The sequence below is a fragment of the Neobacillus drentensis genome (assembly GCF_036965645.1).
Classification (GTDB): Bacteria; Bacillota; Bacilli; order Bacillales; family Cytobacillaceae; genus Neobacillus; species Neobacillus drentensis_D.
Genome location: NZ_JBALPZ010000018.1, coordinates 1 through 24,921, shown reverse-complemented (window position 1 = coordinate 24,921; position 24,921 = coordinate 1). Strand labels below are relative to the sequence as shown.

Annotated in this window: 21 protein-coding genes; 4 read left to right on the top strand and 17 right to left on the bottom strand. The window is 37.0% G+C overall.

Annotation, left to right across the window (positions count from 1 at the left end):
- Positions 1 to 96 precede the first annotated feature (96 nt).
- From V7266_RS03220 to V7266_RS03210, 3 genes are all read right to left on the bottom strand, one after another.
- Positions 97 to 1,287, bottom strand: coding sequence for a glycine C-acetyltransferase (locus V7266_RS03220; RefSeq protein ID WP_335465778.1), 1,191 nt, complete (start codon positions 1,285 to 1,287; stop codon positions 97 to 99).
- A gap of 200 nt (positions 1,288 to 1,487) precedes the next feature.
- Entirely contained in the window at positions 1,488 to 3,815 is a 2,328-nt protein-coding gene (locus V7266_RS03215) for a helix-turn-helix domain-containing protein (protein WP_335465777.1), read from the bottom strand.
- Positions 3,816 to 3,951: 136 nt separating this feature from the next.
- Complete coding sequence (locus tag V7266_RS03210; protein ID WP_335465776.1) at positions 3,952 to 5,355, bottom strand: PLP-dependent aminotransferase family protein; 1,404 nt, start codon at positions 5,353 to 5,355, stop codon at positions 3,952 to 3,954.
- 106 nt (positions 5,356 to 5,461) lie between these two features.
- On the opposite strand from V7266_RS03210, the gene pdxS reads away from it, so the two are divergent.
- Both pdxS and pdxT read left to right on the top strand, forming a co-directional pair.
- A complete protein-coding gene (gene pdxS, locus V7266_RS03205) occupies positions 5,462 to 6,346 on the top strand; it encodes a pyridoxal 5'-phosphate synthase lyase subunit PdxS (protein ID WP_328049295.1) in 885 nt (294 codons plus the stop codon).
- A gap of 1 nt (position 6,347) precedes the next feature.
- Positions 6,348 to 6,938 carry a pyridoxal 5'-phosphate synthase glutaminase subunit PdxT gene (gene pdxT / locus V7266_RS03200; RefSeq protein ID WP_335465775.1) on the top strand — a complete coding sequence of 197 codons (591 nt, stop codon included), beginning with the start codon at positions 6,348 to 6,350 and terminating at the stop codon, positions 6,936 to 6,938.
- 805 nt (positions 6,939 to 7,743) lie between these two features.
- Here pdxT and V7266_RS03195 read toward each other — a convergent pair.
- The 5 genes from V7266_RS03195 to V7266_RS03175 all read right to left on the bottom strand — a co-directional run bounded on the left by V7266_RS03195 (position 7,744) and on the right by V7266_RS03175 (position 13,544).
- Positions 7,744 to 8,706, bottom strand: coding sequence for a carbohydrate kinase family protein (locus V7266_RS03195; RefSeq protein ID WP_335465774.1), 963 nt, complete (start codon positions 8,704 to 8,706; stop codon positions 7,744 to 7,746).
- A 76-nt stretch (positions 8,707 to 8,782) separates the two neighbouring features.
- The gene (locus V7266_RS03190) at positions 8,783 to 9,760 is read right to left on the bottom strand and encodes an ABC transporter permease (RefSeq protein WP_335465773.1); all 978 of its coding nucleotides are present in this window, start codon (positions 9,758 to 9,760) and stop codon (positions 8,783 to 8,785) included.
- Positions 9,757 to 11,319: a sugar ABC transporter ATP-binding protein gene (locus V7266_RS03185; RefSeq protein WP_335465772.1), complete on the bottom strand. Its 1,563-nt coding sequence runs from the start codon at positions 11,317 to 11,319 to the stop codon at positions 9,757 to 9,759. Before V7266_RS03185 ends, V7266_RS03190 begins: the two co-directional genes overlap by 4 nt.
- A gap of 104 nt (positions 11,320 to 11,423) precedes the next feature.
- On the bottom strand, positions 11,424 to 12,392 hold the full coding sequence (locus tag V7266_RS03180) for an ABC transporter substrate-binding protein (RefSeq protein ID WP_335465771.1): 969 nt from the start codon (positions 12,390 to 12,392) through the stop codon (positions 11,424 to 11,426).
- Between the two features lie 390 nt (positions 12,393 to 12,782).
- Positions 12,783 to 13,544: a DeoR/GlpR family DNA-binding transcription regulator gene (locus tag V7266_RS03175; RefSeq protein ID WP_335465770.1), complete on the bottom strand. Its 762-nt coding sequence runs from the start codon at positions 13,542 to 13,544 to the stop codon at positions 12,783 to 12,785.
- 420 nt (positions 13,545 to 13,964) lie between these two features.
- Between V7266_RS03175 and V7266_RS03170 the strand changes: the two genes are divergently transcribed.
- Together V7266_RS03170 and V7266_RS03165 are read left to right on the top strand one after the other, a co-directional pair.
- Entirely contained in the window at positions 13,965 to 14,144 is a 180-nt protein-coding gene (locus V7266_RS03170; protein ID WP_335465769.1) for a hypothetical protein, read from the top strand.
- 150 nt (positions 14,145 to 14,294) lie between these two features.
- Positions 14,295 to 14,720, top strand: a complete 426-nt coding sequence (locus V7266_RS03165) for a tyrosine-type recombinase/integrase (RefSeq protein WP_335465768.1) — start codon at positions 14,295 to 14,297, stop codon at positions 14,718 to 14,720.
- Between the two features lie 338 nt (positions 14,721 to 15,058).
- Here the strand turns inward: V7266_RS03165 and V7266_RS03160 are convergent, their stop codons facing one another.
- The 9 genes from V7266_RS03160 to V7266_RS03120 all read right to left on the bottom strand — a co-directional run bounded on the left by V7266_RS03160 (position 15,059) and on the right by V7266_RS03120 (position 24,814).
- Positions 15,059 to 16,312, bottom strand: coding sequence for an MFS transporter (locus tag V7266_RS03160; protein WP_335465767.1), 1,254 nt, complete (start codon positions 16,310 to 16,312; stop codon positions 15,059 to 15,061).
- An 18-nt stretch (positions 16,313 to 16,330) separates the two neighbouring features.
- On the bottom strand, positions 16,331 to 16,471 hold the full coding sequence (gene yhfH / locus V7266_RS03155) for a protein YhfH (protein ID WP_420491311.1): 141 nt from the start codon (positions 16,469 to 16,471) through the stop codon (positions 16,331 to 16,333).
- Between the two features lie 460 nt (positions 16,472 to 16,931).
- The gene (locus V7266_RS03150; RefSeq protein ID WP_335465766.1) at positions 16,932 to 17,855 is read right to left on the bottom strand and encodes a phytanoyl-CoA dioxygenase family protein; all 924 of its coding nucleotides are present in this window, start codon (positions 17,853 to 17,855) and stop codon (positions 16,932 to 16,934) included.
- Positions 17,856 to 18,402: 547 nt separating this feature from the next.
- Positions 18,403 to 18,576: a hypothetical protein gene (locus tag V7266_RS03145; protein WP_335465765.1), complete on the bottom strand. Its 174-nt coding sequence runs from the start codon at positions 18,574 to 18,576 to the stop codon at positions 18,403 to 18,405.
- A gap of 57 nt (positions 18,577 to 18,633) precedes the next feature.
- Entirely contained in the window at positions 18,634 to 19,644 is a 1,011-nt protein-coding gene (locus V7266_RS03140) for an ROK family glucokinase (protein WP_335465764.1), read from the bottom strand.
- A gap of 718 nt (positions 19,645 to 20,362) precedes the next feature.
- Complete coding sequence (locus V7266_RS03135; protein WP_335465763.1) at positions 20,363 to 21,280, bottom strand: phytanoyl-CoA dioxygenase family protein; 918 nt, start codon at positions 21,278 to 21,280, stop codon at positions 20,363 to 20,365.
- 33 nt (positions 21,281 to 21,313) lie between these two features.
- The gene (locus tag V7266_RS03130) at positions 21,314 to 22,264 is read right to left on the bottom strand and encodes a substrate-binding domain-containing protein (protein ID WP_335465762.1); all 951 of its coding nucleotides are present in this window, start codon (positions 22,262 to 22,264) and stop codon (positions 21,314 to 21,316) included.
- 22 nt (positions 22,265 to 22,286) lie between these two features.
- On the bottom strand, positions 22,287 to 23,294 hold the full coding sequence (locus V7266_RS03125) for an ABC transporter permease (RefSeq protein ID WP_335465761.1): 1,008 nt from the start codon (positions 23,292 to 23,294) through the stop codon (positions 22,287 to 22,289).
- Positions 23,291 to 24,814, bottom strand: a complete 1,524-nt coding sequence (locus tag V7266_RS03120) for a sugar ABC transporter ATP-binding protein (RefSeq protein ID WP_335465760.1) — start codon at positions 24,812 to 24,814, stop codon at positions 23,291 to 23,293. Before V7266_RS03120 ends, V7266_RS03125 begins: the two co-directional genes overlap by 4 nt.
- Positions 24,815 to 24,921 lie beyond the last annotated feature (107 nt).

Here is a 24,921-nt window from a genome sequence, read left to right as displayed (position 1 = left end):
CCTGAGTATTTCTCTTAAAGAATGAACATGGTATTTGGTTGTAACAGAGAAGAACCTAGTCTGGAAACGAGGCCCTGCCCTGTTTATCTTCTAAACTTAGATGATCCCCAGTTCTTTTCCAACTTTTTCATATACAGAAAGCACTTGGTCCAGCATTTCTCTTGTATGGGCTGCAGTAGGCATATTGCGCACCCTGCCTGTTCCCTTCGGCACTGTCGGGAAGGTGATGGCTTTGGCGTAAACTCCCTCTTCCATTAGACGGCGGGAAAATTGCTGCGTTAATGTTTCTTCTCCGATAATACATGGCGTAATCGGTGTTTCTGAGTGGCCAATATCAAACCCTAAGTTTTTCAAGCCTTCTTTTAAATAGCTGCCATTTTCCCATAGCTGATCGACTCTCTCCGTTGATTCCGTCATGATGTTAATGGCTTCAATGCAGGCAGCAGCAGCTCCTGGTGTAAGCGATGTTGAAAATAAGAATGGACGGGCGCGCACTTTTAACCAATCAATCAATTGCTGGGTACCGGCCACATAGCCTCCCACGACGCCAATGGCCTTGGAAAGCGTTCCAATTTGAAAATCAATTTGATCCGAAAGGCCAAAATGTTTAACCGTTCCGGCCCCATTGCCCATAACGCCTGATCCATGTGCGTCATCAACATATGTAAGCAAGCCATATTCTTCGGCGATTTCCACAATTTCCGGAAGCTTTCCTACATCCCCATCCATTGAAAAAACACCATCAGTAATATACATAATTTTTTCATAAGCGCCGCTTTCGACTGCTTCTTTTGCAACCCGCCTTAAATCATCCATGTCCTGATGCTTGACCCGAAGGATTTTTGCTCCGGACAAACGGCAGCCATCAATAATCGAGGCGTGATTCAATTCATCAGAAATAATCGCGTCCTTCTTCGTCATGACTGCCGAGATTGCGCCCATATTGCAATTAAATCCCGACTGGAACGCAATCGCCGCTTCCGTATGCTTAAATTCGGCAATCCTTTTTTCCAATTCAGTATGAATGGTCATCGTTCCGTTGATTGTCCGAACGGCACCAGCACCCACACCATACTGTTTTGTGGCCTCGTTCGCCTTTTGGATTAATCTTTCATTGTTTGCTAATCCAAGGTAATTGTTGGACGACATATTGATGACTTCTTTGCCATTGATTGTCACGATTGGGCCATTAGGTCCCTCTACCGTATCAATGACGTTATATAACCCTTTCTCACGCATCTCTTGCAGCTGGGGAGTTAATATCTCTTCTAAAACTCTTCTTGACATCGTATAAACCTCCATCGATTAACTTTTCAGTGAAAATTTCTTTCTATTCTCGAATAAGAGTTTGGTTGGAAACGTTTTCATACACCTAGTTTATATCGTTTTTTGTCGTTTTACATTCCCATCTTTGTTGTATGTATCACCTATATTTGCCCTCCTTCACATTTTCGTCACATTCAACCACAAAAAAAGACCATTAAGTTTTAACTTAATGGCTTTATTTCAAATAGATGAAAAGCGTTAAAGGTCAGGGTGGATTGTAAATAAAGCTCCGCTTCCACTTTTTCCTCATAAATTTGCAGATCAGGGCGGGTTCCCTGCTTGATAAAAGAAATGACCTCCTGGTCGTAAATATCCTGATGCTGCAAATTTATCCAGTTAATATAAAATTCACCGTTATTTTGATCAAGAATGTGCTTGCGAATTTGATAACGTCCAGGCGGGAGGCCTGAAATCACGACTTTCTTTTCCTTTGTGATGGATTGCAAAAAGAAACTCTCGACCGAATAAGAAGGATTGATATAGGAGGGGTTATAAACGGCCAATTGATAGCCGCTTTCCCCCATTGTCATGACAAAATCCTCACCTTCAGCTAAAATCCTCAAGTCCATTTTTTCCATAAGTTGAAAGTTAAAATAAGCAGGGCGTTTAATTTGATAATAATAAAGGAGAGCTATTCCATTCATGGCAATATGGTCTTTATTCAGATTATTTTTTTCCAGCGAGTGGGTATCAATCCAAAACCCCAAACCGGAAAGTTCCTTCATCGCATCCAGCATTTCTTTAAAAATAAGGGCTGAACGGAAAAAGGTACCGCTTAAATCCATCGTATTTCCATATAGCGTATTCCAATCTGTAAGAAAAATCGGAATCTCCTCCAAACCCGCAGACGATAAGCATTCCTTTAATCTGCTGCAAGCTTTCTTTATATAATTTTTTACTCCTTCAAAAGTAAGATTATCCATATCGGTAAAATCCACTTCTTCATTCGGATTGCAGGTGAAGCAGACCAAGTCACAACGGTCGGATATTTGGTTTAAAAAATCATCAGCAGGACCGGGTATAGCCTTTCCTAAAGAAAACGGCACATGAAGACCCACTTTTGCGGCAGAAGCCCACTTTTTAATAGTTTGATAAAAATCTTGATAAAAGCTCTTTGCTGCTTCACCCCATTCCGAGAAAACCAATTCAAACCGCCATTTGCCTACAAAGGCACTGCCAAAATAACTAAGACTGTGCTGTAAGAATTCATCCAGCTTTTTAAGATATTCAGAGCTGCTCTCCACTTCCTTTTCAACTTCTACACGAATGAAAGGAACCAACCCTAATTGCTGAAAGCGGGTGAACAAGGCATCCATCTGATAAAATTGCCCGCCGATTTGATAGAGGGGCGTTGTCATCGCAAAGCTGTCCGAAAAAAGGTTCGTAAAATAGATATATTCAAACCCAAGTTCCTCTTGGATTAACTTTAAGTCTGCCTGCACTTCTTCATGCAAAGCATATTCAAGCTGTCCAATTACCAGTAACTTTAAGGCTTTTTCTTTGGTAAAAATGGGCTCCTGCGGCAGGTCCACATATACCGCTGAAGCAGCTGGTTCCATCAACGTAGTGCTTTTCTCATTTCCTGAAATATATTTACTGATTTCCATTAAAAAGTTAGGCGATTGCAGTAATGTATATTGTTCCGTTTCATGTTTCACTTCCTCGGCATCCATCGGTTCCACTTTATGAAGGCTGCGATATTCAGTAGGCGTTTGCTGGTACATTTCTCTAAAAGCCTTATTAAATGCCTTCACATTGGGAAACCCATTATTCAGCGAGATTTTAAGAATGTTATGGTCGGTATACAGGAGCTCATGAACCGCTGATTTCAAACGGACATTTTTGACATATTGGGAGAAACTAACCCCAACTTCCTGCTTGAAATAACGCGATAAATAATAAAGAGACAAATACTGCTGCTTGGCGATTTCCTCCAATGATATCGGTTTGCGATAGTTTCTTTCAATAAAAGCCAGGAGCTCTCTAATTCTTTCATCCTTCATTTCGGTGAATTGATGATTCCCGAGGTGTGTTGTTTTAAAATTTCGAATCAACAGTGTAACTAACTGAAAAATCAGTCCGTTAATCTCGATATCACTTCCATCTTGCTTTTGATAATAGGCAATCAAAATTTTCGCCATTAGTTGGCGAATTTGATCAAAAAGCAGATACAGCCCGTTACCCTCTTTGGATGAATTGCAGTTAAAATAGCACTCATGAATATTCGGATAATGCGGCTCGATTAGATCCAATGGGATTTGTAACGATAAGACCACATTCTCCTTATTCCCCTTAATAGAGCGTATATCATTGGCGTTAATAAGCAGTAGATCATTTTCAGCTAATTGAAAGGATTGTTGATTGACCGTAAGCTCAATTTCTCCCCTTATTACAAGAAGAATCTCAATTCCTAAATGGATATGGTGTGAGGAATATTCAATGTTTTGTAAACTTATTTGATAAGAATTATCTTTTATTGACCGGTTCATGAACATTCACCTCAGGACTAGATTAAAAATGTGCCACGCACATAAATAATAGAATTAGCTTCTCAAAAATTGGGAAAATTAATGAGAAGCCAACAATAAATACTTAAGTTATTAGCAAAATGTTAGCATATCACTCTCATTTTGTTTTTGAAATACCCCAACATTGCATTAATTGGTGAATGCCTTTTTCAATTTGGTCGAATGGAATACTTCCAAACCCTAATAGAAAAGTTGGATATGGATATTCAATTGGCCTTAATAGATAATCGCTAACTGGATAGATGGCAATGTTGTTATTTGCTGCAATCTGTTTTAACTGATCTTCACCTTTTGACAGGGGGACAGAAATTAAAATGTGCATTCCTGCTTGGTCTCCAGTAATGATGACATCAGGATAATGCGTTTCAAATATATGAGTTAATTTTTCGTGTTTTTTACGATAAATTTTCCGCATTCGGTTTAAGTGTTTGGAAAAATATCCATCTCTCATAAAGTTGGCTAATATATGCTGATCAAATCTAGGTACAGTTGCTGAGTAAAAACTAAAGGTCTCTTTATATTTTTGTAGTAAGGTTGTAGGTAATATAAAATAAGCAACTCGTAATGAAGGCATTAATGATTTGGAAAAAGTACTCATATAAATGACTTTATTGTTTTGGTCTAATCCTTGTAATGCAGGAATCGGTTTTCCGATATAACGAAACTCACTATCGTAATCGTCTTCAATGATGTATCGATTTTCACCTTTTGCAGCCCAGTTTAACAGGTGCGTTCTTCTTGTTGCCGATAAAACCGCACCCGTAGGGAACTGGTGAGAAGGTGTGATGTAAACAACATTGGCATTTGTTTTTTCAAGTTCATCCACTATTAAACCATCTTCATCTACCCGAATGGGGATGGCTCTATTTTGCAATTGTATTTTTGGAATTGCTGAATAGCCAGGATTTTCAAGGGCAAATTTTGAATCCTTTTCAAGTAATCTTAGAATCATGGGAAGTAGATGCTCCGTTCCCGAACCAATGACAATCTGTTCTGGTTTAGATACAATCCCCCTTGATTGATAAAGATATTTTGAAATTTCCCCTCTTAATGCGAATTCTCCTTGATGGTCTCCAATTTGTAACAACTCTTTTGAACTATGATCATATAAACTTTTTGCATATTTTCGCCACAGCGAAAAAGGGAATGAGTCCGTATCGATTTTTCCTGGATGAAAGTCAAATTGATAGATTTTTTTCTTGTCCACCTCTACACGAATGTTTAAAGGCTCTTTTTCAATATAGGGTAAATCATCGATCTCTTCTACATAAAATCCAATTCGAGGTTTAGATGCCACATAACCTTCTGCAATCAGTTGGGTATAAGCAATTTCAATGGTTGTTTGACTGATATTTAAAAATTCAGCTAATTTTTTTTTTGATGGTAATTTGGTTCCAACTTCAATTTGTTTATGGATAATGGCCTCTTTAATACCGGTATAAAGCTGCTCATATAAGGGCATTGCATTACTTTTATCCAATTTAAACATAAGCATATCCATCCCTAATCCCCCTACTGACCACATTAAATTTTTAATTATTGAACCTTTTCATAAAGTCAATTTCTATTATACTAATAATCATCATCAAATCAATGGAGGTTTTTATATGAAACAGGTAGGAACGGAAACCGTAAAACGTGGAATGGCAGAAATGCAAAAAGGCGGCGTCATTATGGATGTCATTAATGCCGAGCAAGCAAAAATTGCAGAAGCTGCAGGTGCAGTTGCGGTTATGGCTTTAGAGCGAGTGCCATCAGATATCCGAGCAGCTGGAGGAGTAGCCCGAATGGCAGATCCTCGTATTGTAGAGGAAGTAATGAACGCTGTAACGATTCCAGTAATGGCAAAAGCACGTATTGGCCACATTGTAGAAGCACGTGTATTAGAATCAATGGGCGTCGATTACATTGATGAAAGTGAAGTTTTAACGCCTGCAGATGAAGAATTCCATTTATTAAAAAGCGAATACACCGTACCTTTTGTTTGTGGTTGCCGCGATTTAGGGGAAGCTGCACGCCGTATTGGAGAAGGAGCTTCCATGTTACGTACAAAAGGTGAACCGGGAACCGGAAATATTGTAGAAGCAGTTCGTCATATTCGTAAAGTGAATGCACAAGTAAGACGTGTTGTGAGTATGAGTACAGATGAATTAATGACAGAAGCAAAAATTTTAGGGGCACCATTTGAATTATTATTAGAAATCAAAAAATTAGGCCGCTTACCAGTTGTAAACTTTGCTGCTGGAGGCGTGGCAACACCCGCTGATGCTGCTTTAATGATGGAACTTGGAGCAGATGGTGTATTTGTAGGATCAGGTATTTTCAAGTCTGATAACCCAGAAAAATTCGCACGTGCAATTGTAGAGGCAACAACGCACTATCAAGACTATAAACTGATTGCTGAAATTTCAAAAGAGTTGGGTACACCAATGAAGGGTATTGAAATTGCAACGCTAGATGCAAGTGAACGTATGCAGGATCGTGGTTGGTAATATGCTGAAAATCGGTATACTGGCATTGCAAGGTGCAGTCAGAGAGCATAGTAGACAAATAGAAGAGCTTGGTTGTGAGGTAATTCTAGTTAAATCGGTTGAAGATCTAAAAGAAATAAAGGGTCTGGTATTACCTGGCGGAGAAAGTACGACCATGCGTAAACTGCTGGACCGTTACGATTTACTAGAACCCATTCGTGCTATGGCTGACAAAGGAATTCCAATGTTTGGAACATGTGCAGGCCTGATTTTATTAGCCCAAAAAATCGTTGGCTATGATTCGCCCCATCTAGGGTTAATGGATGTAGTTGTTGAACGGAATTCATTTGGACGCCAAGTAAATAGTTTTGAAGTAGATCTATCCGTTCAAGGAGTAGGGAAAGATATTCCCGCTGTTTTTATTCGGGCTCCGCATATCGTTTCTGCAGGTGAAAATGTTGAAATTCTAGCAAAACATGAAGAGCGCATTGTTTTAGCTCGAGATGGTCAATTTTTAGGTTGTTCCTTTCATCCAGAGTTAACAGAAGATAGTAGGATTATGAAGTATTTTATTGAAATGGTGGAAGAGAGCACAAATGTTTTATCTCATTAGTCTTTAAAATTTTAAAAATATAAAACACTCACAAATGTTGTTAACCAGCGTTTGTGAGTGCTTTTGTAACTTCCTATTCGTTCTCAATGTAATAATCAACAAATTTCTCTAAAAGCATTTCCTAATTTTTGATATTCGTTTTAGTCGTGTTTGAATCGTCGGTCATCTAAAACGTCTTGATACGCAAATTTTAACAACACAAAAAACCACTCCCTAAATTTTATAGGAAGTGGCTTTTGCTATTGATATAAATTATTTACATGACTACTTCTCAGTTCGGTCAGAAAATGCATTAAGCCGTTTCTTAAAAGAGACTGGCTACATTACATCATGCAGCCATATGGTTTTAAGCTGTAACATTTTTAACAACGGTAGAAGAAAGTCCTGTTGAATCTGCATTCTGTAGGCATTAAGTGTAATATCTTTAACCCTAATTTACTTCGTTTTATTGAACTTCGTTAGCATATTGTTAGCAGTTAATGATTTGCAATTGGCTTGATGTCTCTCATATCAGAAGCGATGCAAATTCTGTTTGCATCGCTTTTAAACACAATCCACATGTGTGGACTGTAATTGGCAATACAAATAGATGTTGGTGGGTTTACCAGCAGCTCTTTCCAAAGAATGGACTATCTTAGCTATAGTTTTTCTGTAACAGCAAATAAATTCTCATTCGGATAAAAACTATTTACTTTGAAGCATCTGTTAATGTTTCGACTTCCTCTCTTTCCTGTAATTCTGAATAGTTTTTGCACCGACAAAACCAATCAAAAAGTTGGATAAAAGGCAGCATGTAAAATAGCTACTAATTTTGATTATCCATTAGTTTCTTAACTTCTTCCATGCAAGGCATGCTTAATATTGCACCTTTCCTTGTTGTGACAATTGCTCCAACCGCATTTCCAAATATAATAATTTCTTGCATATCATCGACGTTTAAATCAGCAATAGGTTTATTTTTTTCTAAATATTTATATAAAACGCCACTAAAGAAGCCATCTCCCGCACCTGTTGTATCAACTGGATTCACTTTAAAGGATTTAAATTTCCCTATGTTCTCACCTTTTCGATAAAAACAGCCTTCTGCTCCTAAAGTGACAAAAATAAGCTCTGTGTTATACTGTTCAACCAGTTGTCTTGTTCCTTTTTCCAAATCTGCCTTTCCAGTAATGAATTCCAACTCTTCCTCCGAAAGCTTTACGATGTTTGCATATTTCAATCCCTCTTTAATCATTTTCTTTGCATGCTCTAAATTTTTCCAAAGCAAAGCCCTAAAATTAGGATCATAGGAAACAACTTTCCCTTGTTCTTTTGCTAATTGGACTGTCTTTAGAGTGGTAGTGGCAGCTGGTTCATTAGTGAGGGAAAGAGAACCAAAATGAAAAATTTTGGTTTGAGCTACGATATTTTCATTAATGTCATCCTCTGTTAACTTGGTATCCGCACCGGGATTTCGATAAAAGCTGAATGAACGGTCACCATATTCATCTAAATGAACAAATGCCAGCGTAGTATTTGCTTTTCGGGTAAAGGATAATCCTTCGCAGCATATGTTTGTATCTAATAAAACTTGCTTTAAATAATGTCCAAATTGATCATCCCCTACCTTACCAATGAAACAAGTCTTCTTGCCTAATTTGGTTAAGCCCGCTAATACATTGGCCGGGGCACCACCAGGATTTCTTTCAAAGACAACTTTGCCAGGCTGAGAAGAGTTATAAGGAGTTAAATCAATTAATAACTCTCCAAGAGCTGTTACATCATACATTTGAACCTCTCCTAAATTCTTGAATTTATTAAGCCAGAAGACTATTCTTCTGGCTTGTTATTTGAAAGGAACTAATTTAAGTTCTGCTTCGTAATCTATCAAGAAGGACGGCAATAACAATAACTATCCCTTTTACAACTTGTTGCCAGTAATAATCCACGTTAAGTAAGGTCATTCCATTCGTTAACACAGCCACAATCAAAACCCCAATGATAGTTCCTTGTATACGGCCACGTCCCCCTACAAAACTAGTACCACCTAGTACGACAGCTGCTATCGCATCTAGCTCAAATCCTATTCCTACCATGGGCTGCCCTGAGAACAAACGTCCTGCCATCACAACGCCACTAACACCGGCCAATAAGCCACTGATGGAATATACATTAATCAGGGTGCGATTAACTTTAATCCCTGTAAGATGTGCAGCTTCTTCATTACCGCCAATAGCATAAACATGTCTCCCGAACATCGTATTCTTTAAAACAGTTATCATGATGATATAAACAATTGCCATCACATAAATAGGAGTAGAAATCCCCAGAATTTCACCTGCACCAATGAACTTGAACTGCTTTGATGCCAAAACTACAGGATATCCTCCGGTTATAACATAAGCCAACCCCCTCAGGTAGGTCATACTTCCAAGCGTCACGATAAAGGCAGGCAACTTAGGTACAGCTGTTAAAAATCCATTAATAGCCCCAGCAACATATCCTACCGCAACTCCTACTAACATAGCGATAACTGGAGGAGTTCCGGCATTTGATAGTAATACAGATATAACACCGCTCAATGCAAGGGTTGAGCCTACCGATAAATCAATTCCTCCTGTTAATATAACTACAGTCATCCCAGCTGCCAGAATAGCAGTGATTGAACTCTGCTTTAGTACGTTTAAGATATTACTTGAGTCCGTGAAATTCGGTGCAACAATAATCATAACGATGATTAATAAGGCAAGAATTATTACCATGCCCAGCTGATTAAAAATCTGTTTTGACCGTTCCTTGAATGAAACTACGGATGGACTTGACATTTGTAAGTTTGTATTCATTGTTTAACCTCTCCTGTAGCATAGTACATAATTTTTTCTTGTGTAGCTTCATCACGAGATAGTTCAGCTCTGAGTTTCCCCTCATGAATCACTAAAATTCGATCACTAACTCCTAATACTTCTGGTAATTCAGAAGAAATCATCAATACAGCAAGCCCTTGTTCTGCTAATTTAGTTATGATTTTATGAATCTCAGTCTTTGCACCTATGTCTACACCACGTGTCGGTTCGTCAAGCAGCAGTATTTTAGGGCTTATAGATAACCATTTAGCAATAACAACCTTTTGTTGATTTCCTCCGCTAAGGCCCATAACATTTTGTTCCTTTGATGCCGTTCTTACTCCAAGTTCTTTAATGTATCGATCCGCATCACGATTCATTTGCTTATACTGCAATAGTTTAAATTTACGATAGGTTGGCAATTGTGCCATCAGTATATTTTCTTTTACAGATAAATTTGGTAATAACCCCTGTTCCTTCCTGCTTTCAGGAACATGAGCAATGCCAAGTTTTATTGCGTCAATAGGACTTTTTATATGAACCTCCTGGCCATCCAAAATTATTTGACCCTCTGACAGTTCGGATAATCCAAAGATTGTTCTTACCAGCTCAGTCCGTCCAGCACCGACAAGGCCTGCTAAGCCCACAATTTCTCCAGGGTAGATTTTCATCGATATCCCCTTTACAAACTTCTTGTCAGAGACATTTTTTAACTCAAGGACAGGTTTTTGTTCAGACCTATCAATACTTTCGATTCTTTCTCTTACAAATAGCTCATTTAACTCTCTCCCTACCATAAGTTTTACTAGATTCTCGGGATTTGTAACCGAAATTGGTCCACTTGTAACCCAATGACCGTCCCTAAGAACTGTAAAGCGATTTGAAATTTTAAAAATCTCATCCATTCGATGAGAGATATAAACAATAGCTACGCCTTTTCTTCTTAATTCTTCAATGATGCCAAAAAGCTTTTCTATTTCTTTATCTGTCAGAGATGCCGTCGGTTCATCCATAATTAAAATCTCAGAGTTAAGTGATAAAGCTCGAGCAATTTCTACCATTTGTTGCTGGGCCACACTTAAAGTGGAAACATCCGCTCGAGGGTCCAAGGAAGATCCTATGGATTTTAAAACTCGGGCAGCATTCTCATAAATATCACTCCATTTTATTAAGCCCAGCCTATTTTTCTTAAATTTTGTCCCCATCATAATATTCTCACCAATGGACAAATTTGGTGAAAGGCTTATTTCTTGGTGAATAACACTGATCCCTTTATTTCTTGCTTCCATTGGATTATTCCAATGTACTTCTTGACTTTTATATTCAATCGTTCCTCCATCAGGCTGATACACTCCAGCCATGATTTTCATTAAAGTAGATTTCCCTGCGCCATTCTCCCCCATCAAGGCATGAACTTCCCCTTTATAGAGTTCGATATTAACGTTTTGTAACACCTTGACACCGGAAAATTTCTTCGTAACCGCCTTCATCCTAAGGATGGGTAACTGACTTTCTGCTAGATGACGATTTATTTGTTCTTGAACCTGAAATACTGCCATTAGTGCCACTCCCTTAGTCTCTTTTTAAGCCCTATTTTACTAGGATATAAATATAGTGCTCCTGATAGAGCACCATATTTTACCTCCACTAGAGGGAAAATCAATTACCAGCCACTATAGGAATTAACATTATCTTTAGTGATAAATTTAGTTGGAATAAGAACTTTTGAGTCAACTTTCTTTCCATCAATAATTTTTAATGCTAAGGCAACACCATCAATAACCATTTGATTCGGGAATTGTGCTGAAGTACCAGCAAAGCTTCCGCCTTTTTTCAGCGCGTCAACTGCAGAAGGCGCACCGTCGACACTTACGACAAAGAATTCATTTTGTCTACTAGCTTGTTCTTGAGCAATTTGTACTCCAACAGCCTCTTCATCATTTATTGTAAATACTGCATCGATTTTCTTGTTTGCTGTTAGTGTACCTTCCATTACGGTAAGAGCCTTTTCACGATTACCCTCACCATTTTGTTTAGCAACAACCTTGATATCGGGATATTTTTTAATTACTTCGTTAAAACCTTTAATTCGGTCTGTCACTGCTGAAACAGGAGGTCCATCAATAATAACAATGTTACCTTTTCCATTAAGTTGTTTTACAAGGTACTCCGCAGCTAATTTACCTGCTTGAACGTTATCAGACATAACCACTGAGTCAATACCACCTTCTGCAAATCCATCAAGTGCAACAACCGGAATACCTGCTGCTTTTGCCTCACTAACTGCACCGGCAATACCTGCAGAATCAAATGGGCTTAATAATATTAAATCAACTTTTTTTGTGATAAAGTCTTCAATTTGTGCAGTTTGTTTAGCAAGATCTTGATCCGCACTTACAGTCGTTACATCAGCATTATACTTAGAAGCAACTTCTTTAGCCCCTTTAGACATCGCTACAAAGAATGGATTACTTAAATTTGGTACTGTTAAACCAATCTTTAGCTTTTTTCCAGTATTAGACTTGTCATCTGTTTTACTTGTACTGGAGGCGCTTCCATTATTGCTGCATGCACCTAAAAGGCATAAAGTTAAAATTAATAATACTATGTTAAAAATTTTAAAGTTTTTCATTGTTTATAATTCCTCCTAAATATAGTTTTGTAAAGTAATAGATACTTCTAGCAAAACACAATCCTTGTAAAAAAATCTGTAATACCGTAGTATAAAAAATGAGTGCTAAAATTAGTATTAATTTTAGATATACTCAGGCAGGGTTATGATTTGGGGCTTTTTTCCATTTGGTCGTGGTTGCCCTGAATCGTAACCTTTTTTTGTGATTCTTTCATTTTTCTCCCCCGAGGAACAAGTTAATTAAAACGATTAAAATCTCTTCTATTATTTTTTCAACTCTATAAGCATCACCTCCTAAAAATGATGTGGGTATTTTTTAAAACGTTTTCATTTAAACGCCTTCATTTTTTGCTTTTATCTGATATTAGATCTTTACCTATGGGGGAAAAGTCAGACTACGCGAACAGAAATTCCTGATTCCTCAATGCAGTTAAGTACGGTCTTTTGTGCAGCACTATCGGTTATTAAATAATTTATCTCATGAATATCCGCAAACTTCGCAAAGCTTACTTGACCTATTTTGGTATGATCAGTAATGAGGATAACCTTTTCCGCACAATCAATCATCTTCTTTTTTGTTGATGCCTCAATTAAATTTGGGGTGGTTAAACCATTTTCTACATCAACGCCATTCGTAGCAATAAACGATTTGTCTACACAAATTTGATTAAAGCTCATTTCAGCCAAAGGACCCACCAAGGCTAGTGTTTCTGAACGCAGAGAACCACCACATAATAAGACTTCAATTCCAGATACATCCTTTAATTCGTTGGCACATAATATTGAATTGGTAACCACCTGTAATCTCGAAAAGTTTCTTAGTTCTTGAGCAAGATAATAAGTTGTCGTACCCGAATCGAGCAAGATACTTTCACCGTTCTTAATAAGCTTAGCCGCTTCCTTTGCAATAGCCCTTTTCTCTTTTTGAAACTGCACTTCTTTCTCAATGTAAGTCGGTTCGAAGGTCACACTTTCGAACAAGACAGCCCCACCATGCGTTCTTTTTAACAATTGTGCTTCCTCTAGTTCCTTTAAGTCCCTACGAATTGTTGATTCAGACAAGTCGAAGTGCTGACTTAACTCTTGTACATCTACTCTAGCATTCTTGTTTAGTAACTCTAGTATGGCCGACTTTCTTTCTATACCGTACATAGATTCGTTTTCCTCCAATTCATTTGAAATGCGACATTTGATCGTTTTAGCTCGTTTTTGAATGAATTTGGTTTTTTATGCTCATTTTTGATTATATGTGTTATCTTACCAATTTACAATATGAATTTCTGAATAATTGTGAAAATTTAAAAATTAGAGGAGGAACACTCTGACTAAGTAAAACTTAAAAGTAAACACAAGTTCGGGCTTCGAATGGTATTAATTTGAGAGAAATGAAAGTAGTTTTGAAAAAGAAAAATTGAATTATAACTTGGGAATCTCTGCCCGATGCATTAACAGCGGCACACATCGCACAATTCCTTTGCATCTCGAGAAAAACGGTATCAGGATGCTTTAAATGATTTAAAAGAAAAGGGATATGCCGACAACACTCTGGATGGCGTACATCGCACTGGCAGAATGATTTTTAAGAAAGCCATTGAAATGAGGCTGATTAAAAATGACCCAACGGAGTTTGCTTACCTGAAGAAAGACAGAAAAACCATTGAGGAATTAGAGGAACAGGAGATCCCTAAGTATATGGAAAAGGAGGACCTAGCTTTACTATTGCAAACAGCTGCTCAAAAAGGTTTAGATTAGATTATCTAATCTTTCTCACCATTTCCTATCCAGGGATGCGTGCTGGTGAACTGATGGCTCTGAAGTGGAAAGACATCAACTTTGAGACACACCATCAGCATCACGAAAACGTATTACAACCCGTCGAATAACACGCTGGAGTATCAATTAGTGCCGCCTAAGACGAGGAAATCCAAACGAGCCATTGTAGTAGATAAAGAAGTCATTGTGGCTTTCAAAAAGCATATGCAAGTGCAGAAGAAAGTGCAAGAGTACTATGGTAAATCATATCTTGATAAAGGTTTTATTTTTGCCAAGAAAGAGAAACAACCTGGCTACCCTATTTTCATCAAGACTGTGGAAAATAGAATGGCACGGCTGCTGAAGTTAGCCGGCTTAAGTCCAGAGCTCACTCCTCACTCTTTGCGCCACACACATACATCGTTGTTAGTAGAAGCAAAGGTGGGATTGGAAGAGTTTATGGACCGCTTAGGCCACTGTGATGACGAGACAACAAAAAAACGTCTATCTGCACGGAACAAAAGAAATGAAAAAGATGCTTCCCACAAGTTTGCGCAACTCATGAGAAACCTCTAATTTCAGGAGAGAAATGTTAACATTCCGCTCCCCTCTTACATAAAACCCTCATATTTCAAGGGGGTTGGGCTATGATTACATCATGCCGCCCATTCATTTTCATATATAATAGAAAAAAATAGTATTTAAACAATGGCTTAAGATCAACATTTGTAAAACATTAAACGTTATAGTTTTAAATGAGGTATAAAACATCGGAGGACAAACTGGAGGACAATATCCGAAGGTATAATATATAAAGCCTATCTCAATTGAGACAGACTTGCCTTATTTTTAAAAAAATAAATAAAAAAAGAGGTACTCCCTTGATGAGTACCTCCTTTACTACTATTAAATTGTTAGGCTCCTATACGTTTTTCTTCATTAATAAATCCATCGTTCAAAGAAGAACCGCGTTTATACTTGAAGAAGAAGAAGAAAAAAACTGCAACTATAAAAGCAACTATTGCAGGATACACCCAAAAAGTCTGCCATTGATTAAGAGAAGCGACTCCGGTTTTAGTGACAGTATTGTTAAAAAGTTTTCCCGCAAAATACGAGCCTACAAACATACCGATACCTTGGGTTAACATTATAATTAATCCCTGAGCTTGACCTTTGATTTTTTCATCTGCCACTTCATCCGTATAGAGATATCCTGATACAAAGAAAAAGTCCCAACATAATCCATGTAAGGCAATGCCGATGTACATTAACGACACAAGTCCTTCTGGTGCACTAAAAGCAAAAAGAGACATCCTTAATACCCATGCAATCATTCCCACTAAAAACATCCATTTGAATCCCAGTCGGCGATAAAAGAACGGAAGTAACAACATAAAAATCACTTCAGAAAATTGACCGATTGACATAACGGATGAAACATCCTTGACTCCAGCATCACCAAGGAATACTGAGGCAAATGACATATACGTAGCATGATCTAGAAAAAGCACTGTCGTACATACAATAAATACTAAATAGTAACGATTTTTTAATAACTGCAGTGCATCAAGGCAAAGAATGTCTCTTATTGATAGCGGTTTTCCTTTAGCAGGTGCAGGAGTGTTTGGTAATGTAAAACTGTACAGTCCAAGTAAAACAGAAACAATTGCACCAATTTGCAGAGCTACCGGACTGCCTGAATATCCAAGGATCCCAACTACAGCGCTTGCAACAATAAACCCAATGGTTCCACATACACGGATAATCGGAAAGGCCTTCACGGTGTCTTTCACATTATAAAAACTAATATTATTTGTTAAAGAATATGTTGGATTATAACATAACATATATAAAAACATTATCCATAAAAAAGCGTTATCATTTTTTGTGTAAATTTGTTCAGGAAGAAACCATAATAAGATACCGCCAGCGATGTTAACCAGAGCTAACATTTTTTGAGATGGAAAGAACCGATCCGAAATCATTCCTATGACAATCGGAGATATAATAGCAGCAATACCACCTATTGAGTACGCGGTACCAATTATAGAAGATAATCCATGCTTACTAAGAATAAAACCCAAAGTGGCAAACCATGTACCGAGGGTAAAGTATTGAAAAAACATCATTGCTGAAAGTCTTGGAATTATATATGATTTACGTTGCAAATTTTTCACTCCTGTTTATCAATTAAAGAGAGTTAAGCTTAGATTAATAGATTTTGAACACTTATCACAAGTATGGATATATGATTCATGTTGTTCTTCCATTTTCTTTCCACATTGTGTACATTTTTTACTTGGTAAATTCTTTAAAAACTCGGCCATTTTTATCAACATGCTTATCTCCTCCATTACCTTTATATTTGATGATCTTACCTTTGGTATATTAAATATACGAAACTGCATTTTGTTTTTAAATTTTATTGAATTCATCTCTATTGTTGGTATGCTATAAAATAATTTAAAGTGAGCTGGTTCATCGCAGAAGATACAGGTATGTTCCCAATATTTATGAGATAATTTCTGCACATGAGGTACATTTAGTAAGATTACCCCCTTTTTAATATGGTTTTCACAGACTGTTATCATGGCCTATCCCCTCACTTATCTAATCGTTTTCCTAACCGCAATCACAGGTGTTAAAGCGTTTTCCTTTTGCTTTAAAGAAAGCAATCTTATCTATAGATTAAGAAAATCCGAAAAATGTTCTGCCGAAATATATTCGTAAACCGACTCTGTTTATTAACAGAATCGGTTTGGCTTTCTAATAAATTTTGCTAACTATTTACCACTTTTTAAGACCCAACAATTTCTCGCCTAATTCATTAAGTTGAGCTCTTTCATACTTTTCTTGCTCCCAGTTTCGAGGATCTCCTAGAAAGGCAATTCCTTCTGGGATTACTCTTTCGCTCCATTGTTTAATTCTCCATTGTTTTAATTCTTCATTATGTTCCTGGGCTGGGAACATAGAAATATATTGATGAATATTAGGAGTATTTGATACGTTTTTTCTTAAACCATGTGGTTGCATGACATTGAAAATTAATAAGTCTCCTGCTTTCAAAGTTACTGGTGTTGGTGTATACCCTGTGTAATCTGGATGATATGGATCTCTATCGGCAGGCTGGGTTTTTACCCACTCTGGAAAATCTCTATATAACTCAGGAATGACATTCAAACCACCATTTTCCACATCAGTATCCGTTAGGAAAAGAATCCCTTGAACATTAACCGGAAGCGGATCCAATGATGTATCTCCATCCCAGTGGATGAAACCTTCAAATTCAAACGTACCTGGTTTATTTGGGAAGCTCATGTTACATCTATCAATACTTGTCCATAATTTCTCTGTTCCCCAGATATCTACAAAAGCATCATATACTTTTTGATAAGAACGGTTATCCCAGAAATATTGATGATTATATAACTCAACCATTCCGGCTCCACGAAGTTCTGGCATTTGATGTTTACGAAGTGGTTCCCTGTACCAAGTGGAAGGATCATTAGGATCTTTTTCTTCAAACTCCCATATAAGGTTAACCGTTCGATCGATATATTCTTTAGGGACAACATTACGAACGACTACGTATCCGTTTTCTTTCCAAAATTTAAATTCCTCTTCAGTTAATACTCTCAAAGGTTCATTATTAGGGCGTTCATTCAATGGAATATCAATCTCAAGAATATTATTGACTTTAGTTTTTTGCATTTTATAACTCCTCCTATCAGGGTGAAAAGTGTTTTATATGCTTTGTTTTTTAATAAATCTTACAAATTAAATATATAATTTCCACTGTGTTAATACTATTAACTATCGTGCTTAGTTCATAAAAAAAGTATAATATATTGCTATTTTTAATAACTCACTTTTTATTGATATATTAAAAATTAACCTTTCTTTAGATTGTTCATACAAAAAGCACCCAAATTTCAATAAAGGCAACGCTTTCTAATGGTGATAATATAAAAAAATACAACATCCAAATAAATTATATCCGTATTTAAAATATTCTATATATTGTTATAAGCATAAATAAAACTATAACTTCTTGCTATCAGATTAAGATCTTACAAAAGGGTACGAGTTTGATTAAATTTTATTAACAATGCATTCTCATTAAAAAGGACTGACTAAAAGGTCAAAAATAGACACCTTTTTTCAGCCTTCCCCTTAAATATCCGAGCTGTATATATAACTTTTTTTACAATTAAGACTATCCTAATAGCCTGGTCAATAGTTCCGGTTTGTAAAACCCTCAAAATCCAGCCCGTTTGACTACTTCAGGCCAACTTAGTTTTAATCTGCGGCATATAGTTGTACTGTATACTTGTCCTTTTTTCCTCAATAGATCATAATCTCTCTGAGTGGTTGAACCAATACGAAGCAATTCCTTTTTCAAACTTTCCAAGGTTTCTTCCTTTGATTTCAAACCAATCCCCTCCAGTGTAAAAGATTTAAATCCCTTGCAAGAATTTTGATCAAGATACTAACAGGACTCTGAAACAGCAACTAAATTTCCCTTACTCTTATTTATTAGTGCTTCTTTTACCAGCCACGCCCCGCCGATTACACCCGCATCATTGCCTAATTTAGCTATAACTAGCTCAACACCCTCAGCTACTCTTGGAAAAGCAAACTGAGCAAACTGCTCTTTTAGTGGTATCAATAGGGTATCTTCCGCATTTGAAACGCCACCACCAATGACAATCCTTTGTGGATTTAAACTGTTCGCCAAATTTGCCAGAGCAAATCCTAAATGGAACGTTACTTGATCAATAATGCGTATGGCGGTCTTATCCGCTTTTTTTACTGCATCGAAAATTTGTTTACACGTAACAATTTGAGACTTTTTATAATCCTCTTTCAATCTACCAATGTCTTCACTATTAGCGAGCTCCTCTTGAGCTAGATTAACAATACCAGTTGCCGAAGCTATTGTTTCCAGGCATCCCTTTTTTCCACATTTACAAAGTATTCCATCCTTGCGTATGGATGTAATATGACCAATTTCCCCACCGGCACCATTTTCGCCGTGTACCAGCTTACCATTAACGATAATGCCGCCTCCAACACCCGTTCCTAAGGTTATACAAATTAGGTTTTTGGCTCCATTCCCCGCACCCTTCCACATTTCACCGATGGCTGCAGAATTAGCATCATTCTCAACAACTACGGGTAAGAATGTCTCCCGTTGTATAAGGTCTCGTAAAGGGAAGTTTTCCCAACCTATATTTACCGCCACTTCAATTGTTCCTGCTTGAACATTCACGGGACCCGGCGCTCCAATTCCTATACCCACTAACTTATCTTTACTTTGTTTCAACTCATATAAATGTAGATTAATTGATTTTGCTATATCACTTGGAATATGTTTCCCTTTTTCATTTTTGTTTGTTGGAATTTCCCATTTACGTATGATCCCACCTTTTTGACTGATAAAAGCCATTTTAATGGTAGTACCACCAATATCCACACCTGCTAACCATTTTTCATCCAATGCTTTTCATCCCTTTTGACATATGATTAATAAATTCTAGCTAAATTCTTTATAACAAACATATGGCTCTTTAATTTCCTTACCGCAAGTTGCGCATTTTTTACCCGGTTAATTTATTAAACTGATTATTTTAAATAGTAATATTACTAAAGTGATTAAACAATTAACTATCGTGCTGAGCTTATTTAAAAAATACAATATGTTGCTCATTAGTAAATGAGGTTTATTTAGAATATTAGACCAGAGGAGAGATTAAAGAGAACTTCAGTTTTTTAAGTTGATTATTGTGGAATTGATTTGAATTGATCAAAATTTACAAAGGCTATCTTCTCTGGAAGAGAAATAAACGTGGATCCTGCATTTTGGGGATTTAATTCCCTTCAGGAGAGCGATACAAAAATTACCACACAAGAATATTGGTAAATCTTTGGGTCTCTCCCTATCAGGAAAAATGAACTTATATTGCTATTTCGGAAAACCTTAGTTCCTTGTAAATAATTAATTTTTATCTACTAATCATTTTCATTTGTTTCTTCATAACTTTCATTACTTTTATCACTACATTCCCAGCATATAGACCTATTTTTTTCCATTTTGGCCAACTGACTTCCACAACAAATGCATAAATCCGTCATGTTATCCCCCTCTTACTTAAATTCTTTTTTTAGAGTGGAGGCCACTTAAAAAGGTCTTTCTAAGCGGCATATAAAAAAGTAGTTTACCAATTTTTCAAACCTAGTAATTTTTCACCTAGTTCAGTAAGTTCCGCTCGATCATATTTCACTTGTTCCCAATTTCGAGGGTCTCCAGGGAATGCATAACCCTCAGGCTTAATTCTTTCTTTCCAAGATTTGATTCTGGCCTCTTTTAATTCTGTATTATCTTCTTGTGCAGGAAACATGGATATATATTGTGCCACTCGTGACTTGTCAGAGTAATTTGGACGAATACCGTGAGGCTGCATACTATTAAAAATCAGTAAATCTCCAGCCTTAGTGACTACTTTTGTTGGCGTAAATCCGGTCGTATCCGGTTTATGTGGGTCCCGATCTAAGGGTTGAGTCTTCACCCATTCGTTAAAAGTTCGGTAAAGTTCCGGTATACACTGGAATCCCCCCATATCAATATCCGTGTCAACCAAGGATAATACTCCTTGAACATTCACTGGAATCGGATCTAAAGATGTATCCACATCCCAATGAATAAATCCTTTATATTCATGGCTAGGTTTAATTGGGAGGTTTAGATTGCATCTATCAATACTCACCCATAATTTTTCAGTACCCCACATATCAACAAAAGCATTGTAAATCTTGTCATACATCCGGTTATCCCATAAATACTGATGGTTATATAACTCCACCATTCCAGTGTTCATCAGTTCCTTCATAGCCATTTCTCTACCTGGTTGTGTATACCAAGTGGATGGATCATTCGGGTCTTTTTCTTCAAACTCCCAGATTAACTTCACAAGTCTCTCGATATGATCCTTTGGAATCGCATCACGAACAATCACATAACCGTTTTCCTTCCAAAATTTCCAATCTTCTTCACTCAAAACTCTCAATGGTTCATTATTCAAACGTTCATTTAAAGGAGTTACAATTTCAAGGATATTATTCAATTTTTCTTTCATTTTAAATTCCTCCTCATTTATCTGATTAACAATTTATTTCACTTTAAATTTTTGGAGATTATCCTTATTAACTAATTGGAATGGAACCATGTTCTCCTTAGCCACTTTTTCTCCCTTAGCCGCTTTTTGGGCCACTTCTACTGCCATTTTTCCTTGTGAATCTACATCCTGAAAGACAGTTGCCGTTAGATCCCCTGTTTGGATAGAATTAAAAGCATCTGGTATACCATCGATTCCGATGACTTTTGTATCTTTTAATTTCCCCGCTGCACTTAATGCTTTGATGGCTCCTAAGGCCATTTCATCATTTTGTGCAACAATTGCATCTAATTTTTGAGATTGCAACCAGTTTTCTGTTAAAGCAAGCGCCTCTTCCCTTGACCAGTTTGCCGTTTGCTCCGCAGCTACCTTAATGTTTGGATAATCTTTTAAGATTTTCTTATTTCCTTCTGTTCTGTTGACCTCAGCTGAATTGCCATTGGGCCCATGAATAATGGCAATGGTTCCTTTCCCACCTAAAAGTTCTGCTACATGCTTAATTTCTATTTTTCCAGCTTCCACATCATCAGATCCAACATGAGCGGTAGCTTTCTCCTCATTAGATACAACCGCTAACACTGTAATGATAGGAATCTTTGCTGCTACAGCTTGTTCAACCACTGGTGCACTCCCATTCTTATCAGCCGGGTTTAAGATAATCGCATCTACTTGCTGGTTAATCAGGTTCTCTACTTGATTAATTTGATTTTCTGCTTTCCCTTCGCCATCAGATTCGATTAAATCCACTCCCGAGTCTTTAGCGTATTTTCTAATAGAGTCTTGTAAACCGACAATATATTCATTTTGTAAATTTTGATAGATTACTCCTATACGTATTTTCCCATTCGGTGTGCCACTAGTTTTTTCTTCTGCTTTACCAGAACATCCACTTAGGATGCCGAGGATTAATAATAATGTTACAGCTACAATCTTTACCTTTTTCAATCTACTCACTCCTTTTCCTATTTTATTGATGATTTTTTTTATCAAGAAGTACAGCAATGACAATGATCGTTCCCTTTAAAATTTGTTGATAATAAGAGGAAACATTTAATAAATCAAGGCCGTTATTCATTACTCCGATAATTAACACCCCAATCAGGGTACCAACTATGCTGCCTACTCCTCCAAATAAGCTGGTTCCTCCAATTACTACAGCAGCAATGGCGTCCAGTTCATATCCCTGGCCTAGTACTGGAGAACCTGACATAATTCTTGATGATAGAATCATCCCTCCGACTCCCGCTAAAAGCCCGGCTATTGCATATACTCCAATCTTTACTGAATTAACACGAATCCCTGAAAGTTTAGCAGACTGTTCATTCCCTCCAGTGGCAAACACGTGTCTTCCGTACACAGTGAAATTCAGAAGAAAAATTCCAATTGCTACGATTACGATAAAGATAATAACGGGGATTGGAAGGCCTAATAAGTATCCGCTTCCAATATTGTTATAAGAATTGTTCAGTCCGATAACCGGCCGGCCATTTGTATAAACCATAGCCAATCCTCTTGCAGCCGTCATCATACCTAACGTAGCGATAAAAGGCGCTACCTTCCACTTTGCAACGAGTACACCATTGATTATTCCACAGGCTAAACCGACCGTCATCCCTATGATAATAGGAATAATTAGAGAATAACTGCTGTCTGCTTTAGCAAAACTAGAGGCTACGACGGCTGATAATGCCATAATAGATCCAACAGAAAGGTCAATACCACCGGTAATAATAACGAAGGACATTCCAATTGCCACTATTCCTATAATCGATACTTGTCGTAGTATATTGATAATATTAGTGGTCGTTAAAAACGATTCTGAAGAGATCGATAGGATTATAAATAGGATCGCAAAAGCAATATAAATGCCGTATTTAGCAAAGAGCTTTCCCGTACTTCCTCTTTTCATTACAGACTGCGATGTAGCTAAATCTAATAAACTTAATTTTGCTACCTCTTGTTTTTGAGTGTTCATCCGATTTTTTCTCCTTTCTGAATTCCTGAACAGCACGCCATGATTTTTTCTTGATCAAATTCATCCCTAGTAAACTCTCCAGTTAATTTTCCTTCACTCATGACAATGATACGGTCACAAATTCCAAACAGCTCAGGCATTTCTGAAGAAATAACAATCACCGATTTACTCATACTTGCAAATTCATTAATAATTTTATATATTTCAGCTTTAGCCCCTATATCAATTCCCCTTGTAGGTTCGTCTAGAATTAATATATTGGGGTTGTTTAAAAGCCATTTGGCTATCACTATTTTTTGCTGATTACCACCACTTAGGTTTTTCACCAACATGTTTCTATTTGGTGTTTTTATCCTTAATGATTGGATTTGTTCATCCACAACGCCTTTTTCTCTTTTTCGGGATATGATATTTTTTAAGAAAGCATACTTCCTTAGATTAACTAAACTAATATTATCTCGTACGGATCCTGATAAATTTAAACCAGTATGTTTTCTGTCTTCGGTTACTAAGGCCAGTCCGTTATTAATGGCATGTATAGGACGCTTATGAAATACCTTTTTTTGATTAATATAAATTTCTCCATTGTGAGGTGGCATAACACCAAAGATACTTTCTACCACTTCCGTTCTTCCTGCACCTACAAGGCCTGCAATACCAAGTACTTCTCCCTGATGAAGTGTGAACGATATATTTTTGAATTTTCCTTTTCTTGATAGATTCTTTACTTCTAAGAATACGTTTTCATTTTTTTGTGTTGATGTCTGATAGACCTCTTTTATTTCTCTGCCAACCATTAAGGAAATCAGCCTATCATGATTTAAATCATCTGCTGCCTTACTTTCAATATGACACCCATCCCTTAAAACGGTAATATCATCTGCTATTCTAAAAATTTCATCCATTTTGTGTGAAATATAAATGATAGACTTTCCTTGGGATGTTAGCATTTTTATGATTTCAAATAGTTTTTCAACCTCTCTTTGGGTAATGGCCGAAGTAGGTTCATCCATTACGATAATATCAGCATGGTTAGATACCGCCTTAACAATTTCCACCATTTGCTTATCTGATACAGAAAGAGCCGACATCTTTTTATTAGGGTCTAAGTCGATCTCTAACTGTTGAAATAATTCAAGGGCTCTTACCTTTTGTTCCTTCTTGTTGATTACTCCGTATCTGCCAAAACTCCATTCTCTACCAAGAAAGATATTTTCCGCCACGGTCAATTCGGATATATAGCTTAATTCTTGATGAATCATGCTAATACCAAATTTTAAAGCATCACTTGGATTCTTAAATTCAACCTTTTCTCCTTTTAAAAATATCTCACCCTCATCCTGCTTATAAATACCTGCAAGGATCTTCATCAGTGTTGATTTACCTGCACCATTCTCTCCCATAAGCGCATGGACGCTCCCCTTATTTACATGGAAGGAAACAGAATCAAGGGCTTTTACACCAGGAAAAAACTTTGAAATACCCTTCATTTCAAGAGCATACACATTCTTATCTTCCACCTAATAACTCACCCCTTTGTCTAATTTTTTATCAAACTATCTTTTTGAATTAGTCTGATTATTTAGAATAGTACTATTGCCATAGTGTTTAAACAATTAACTATCGT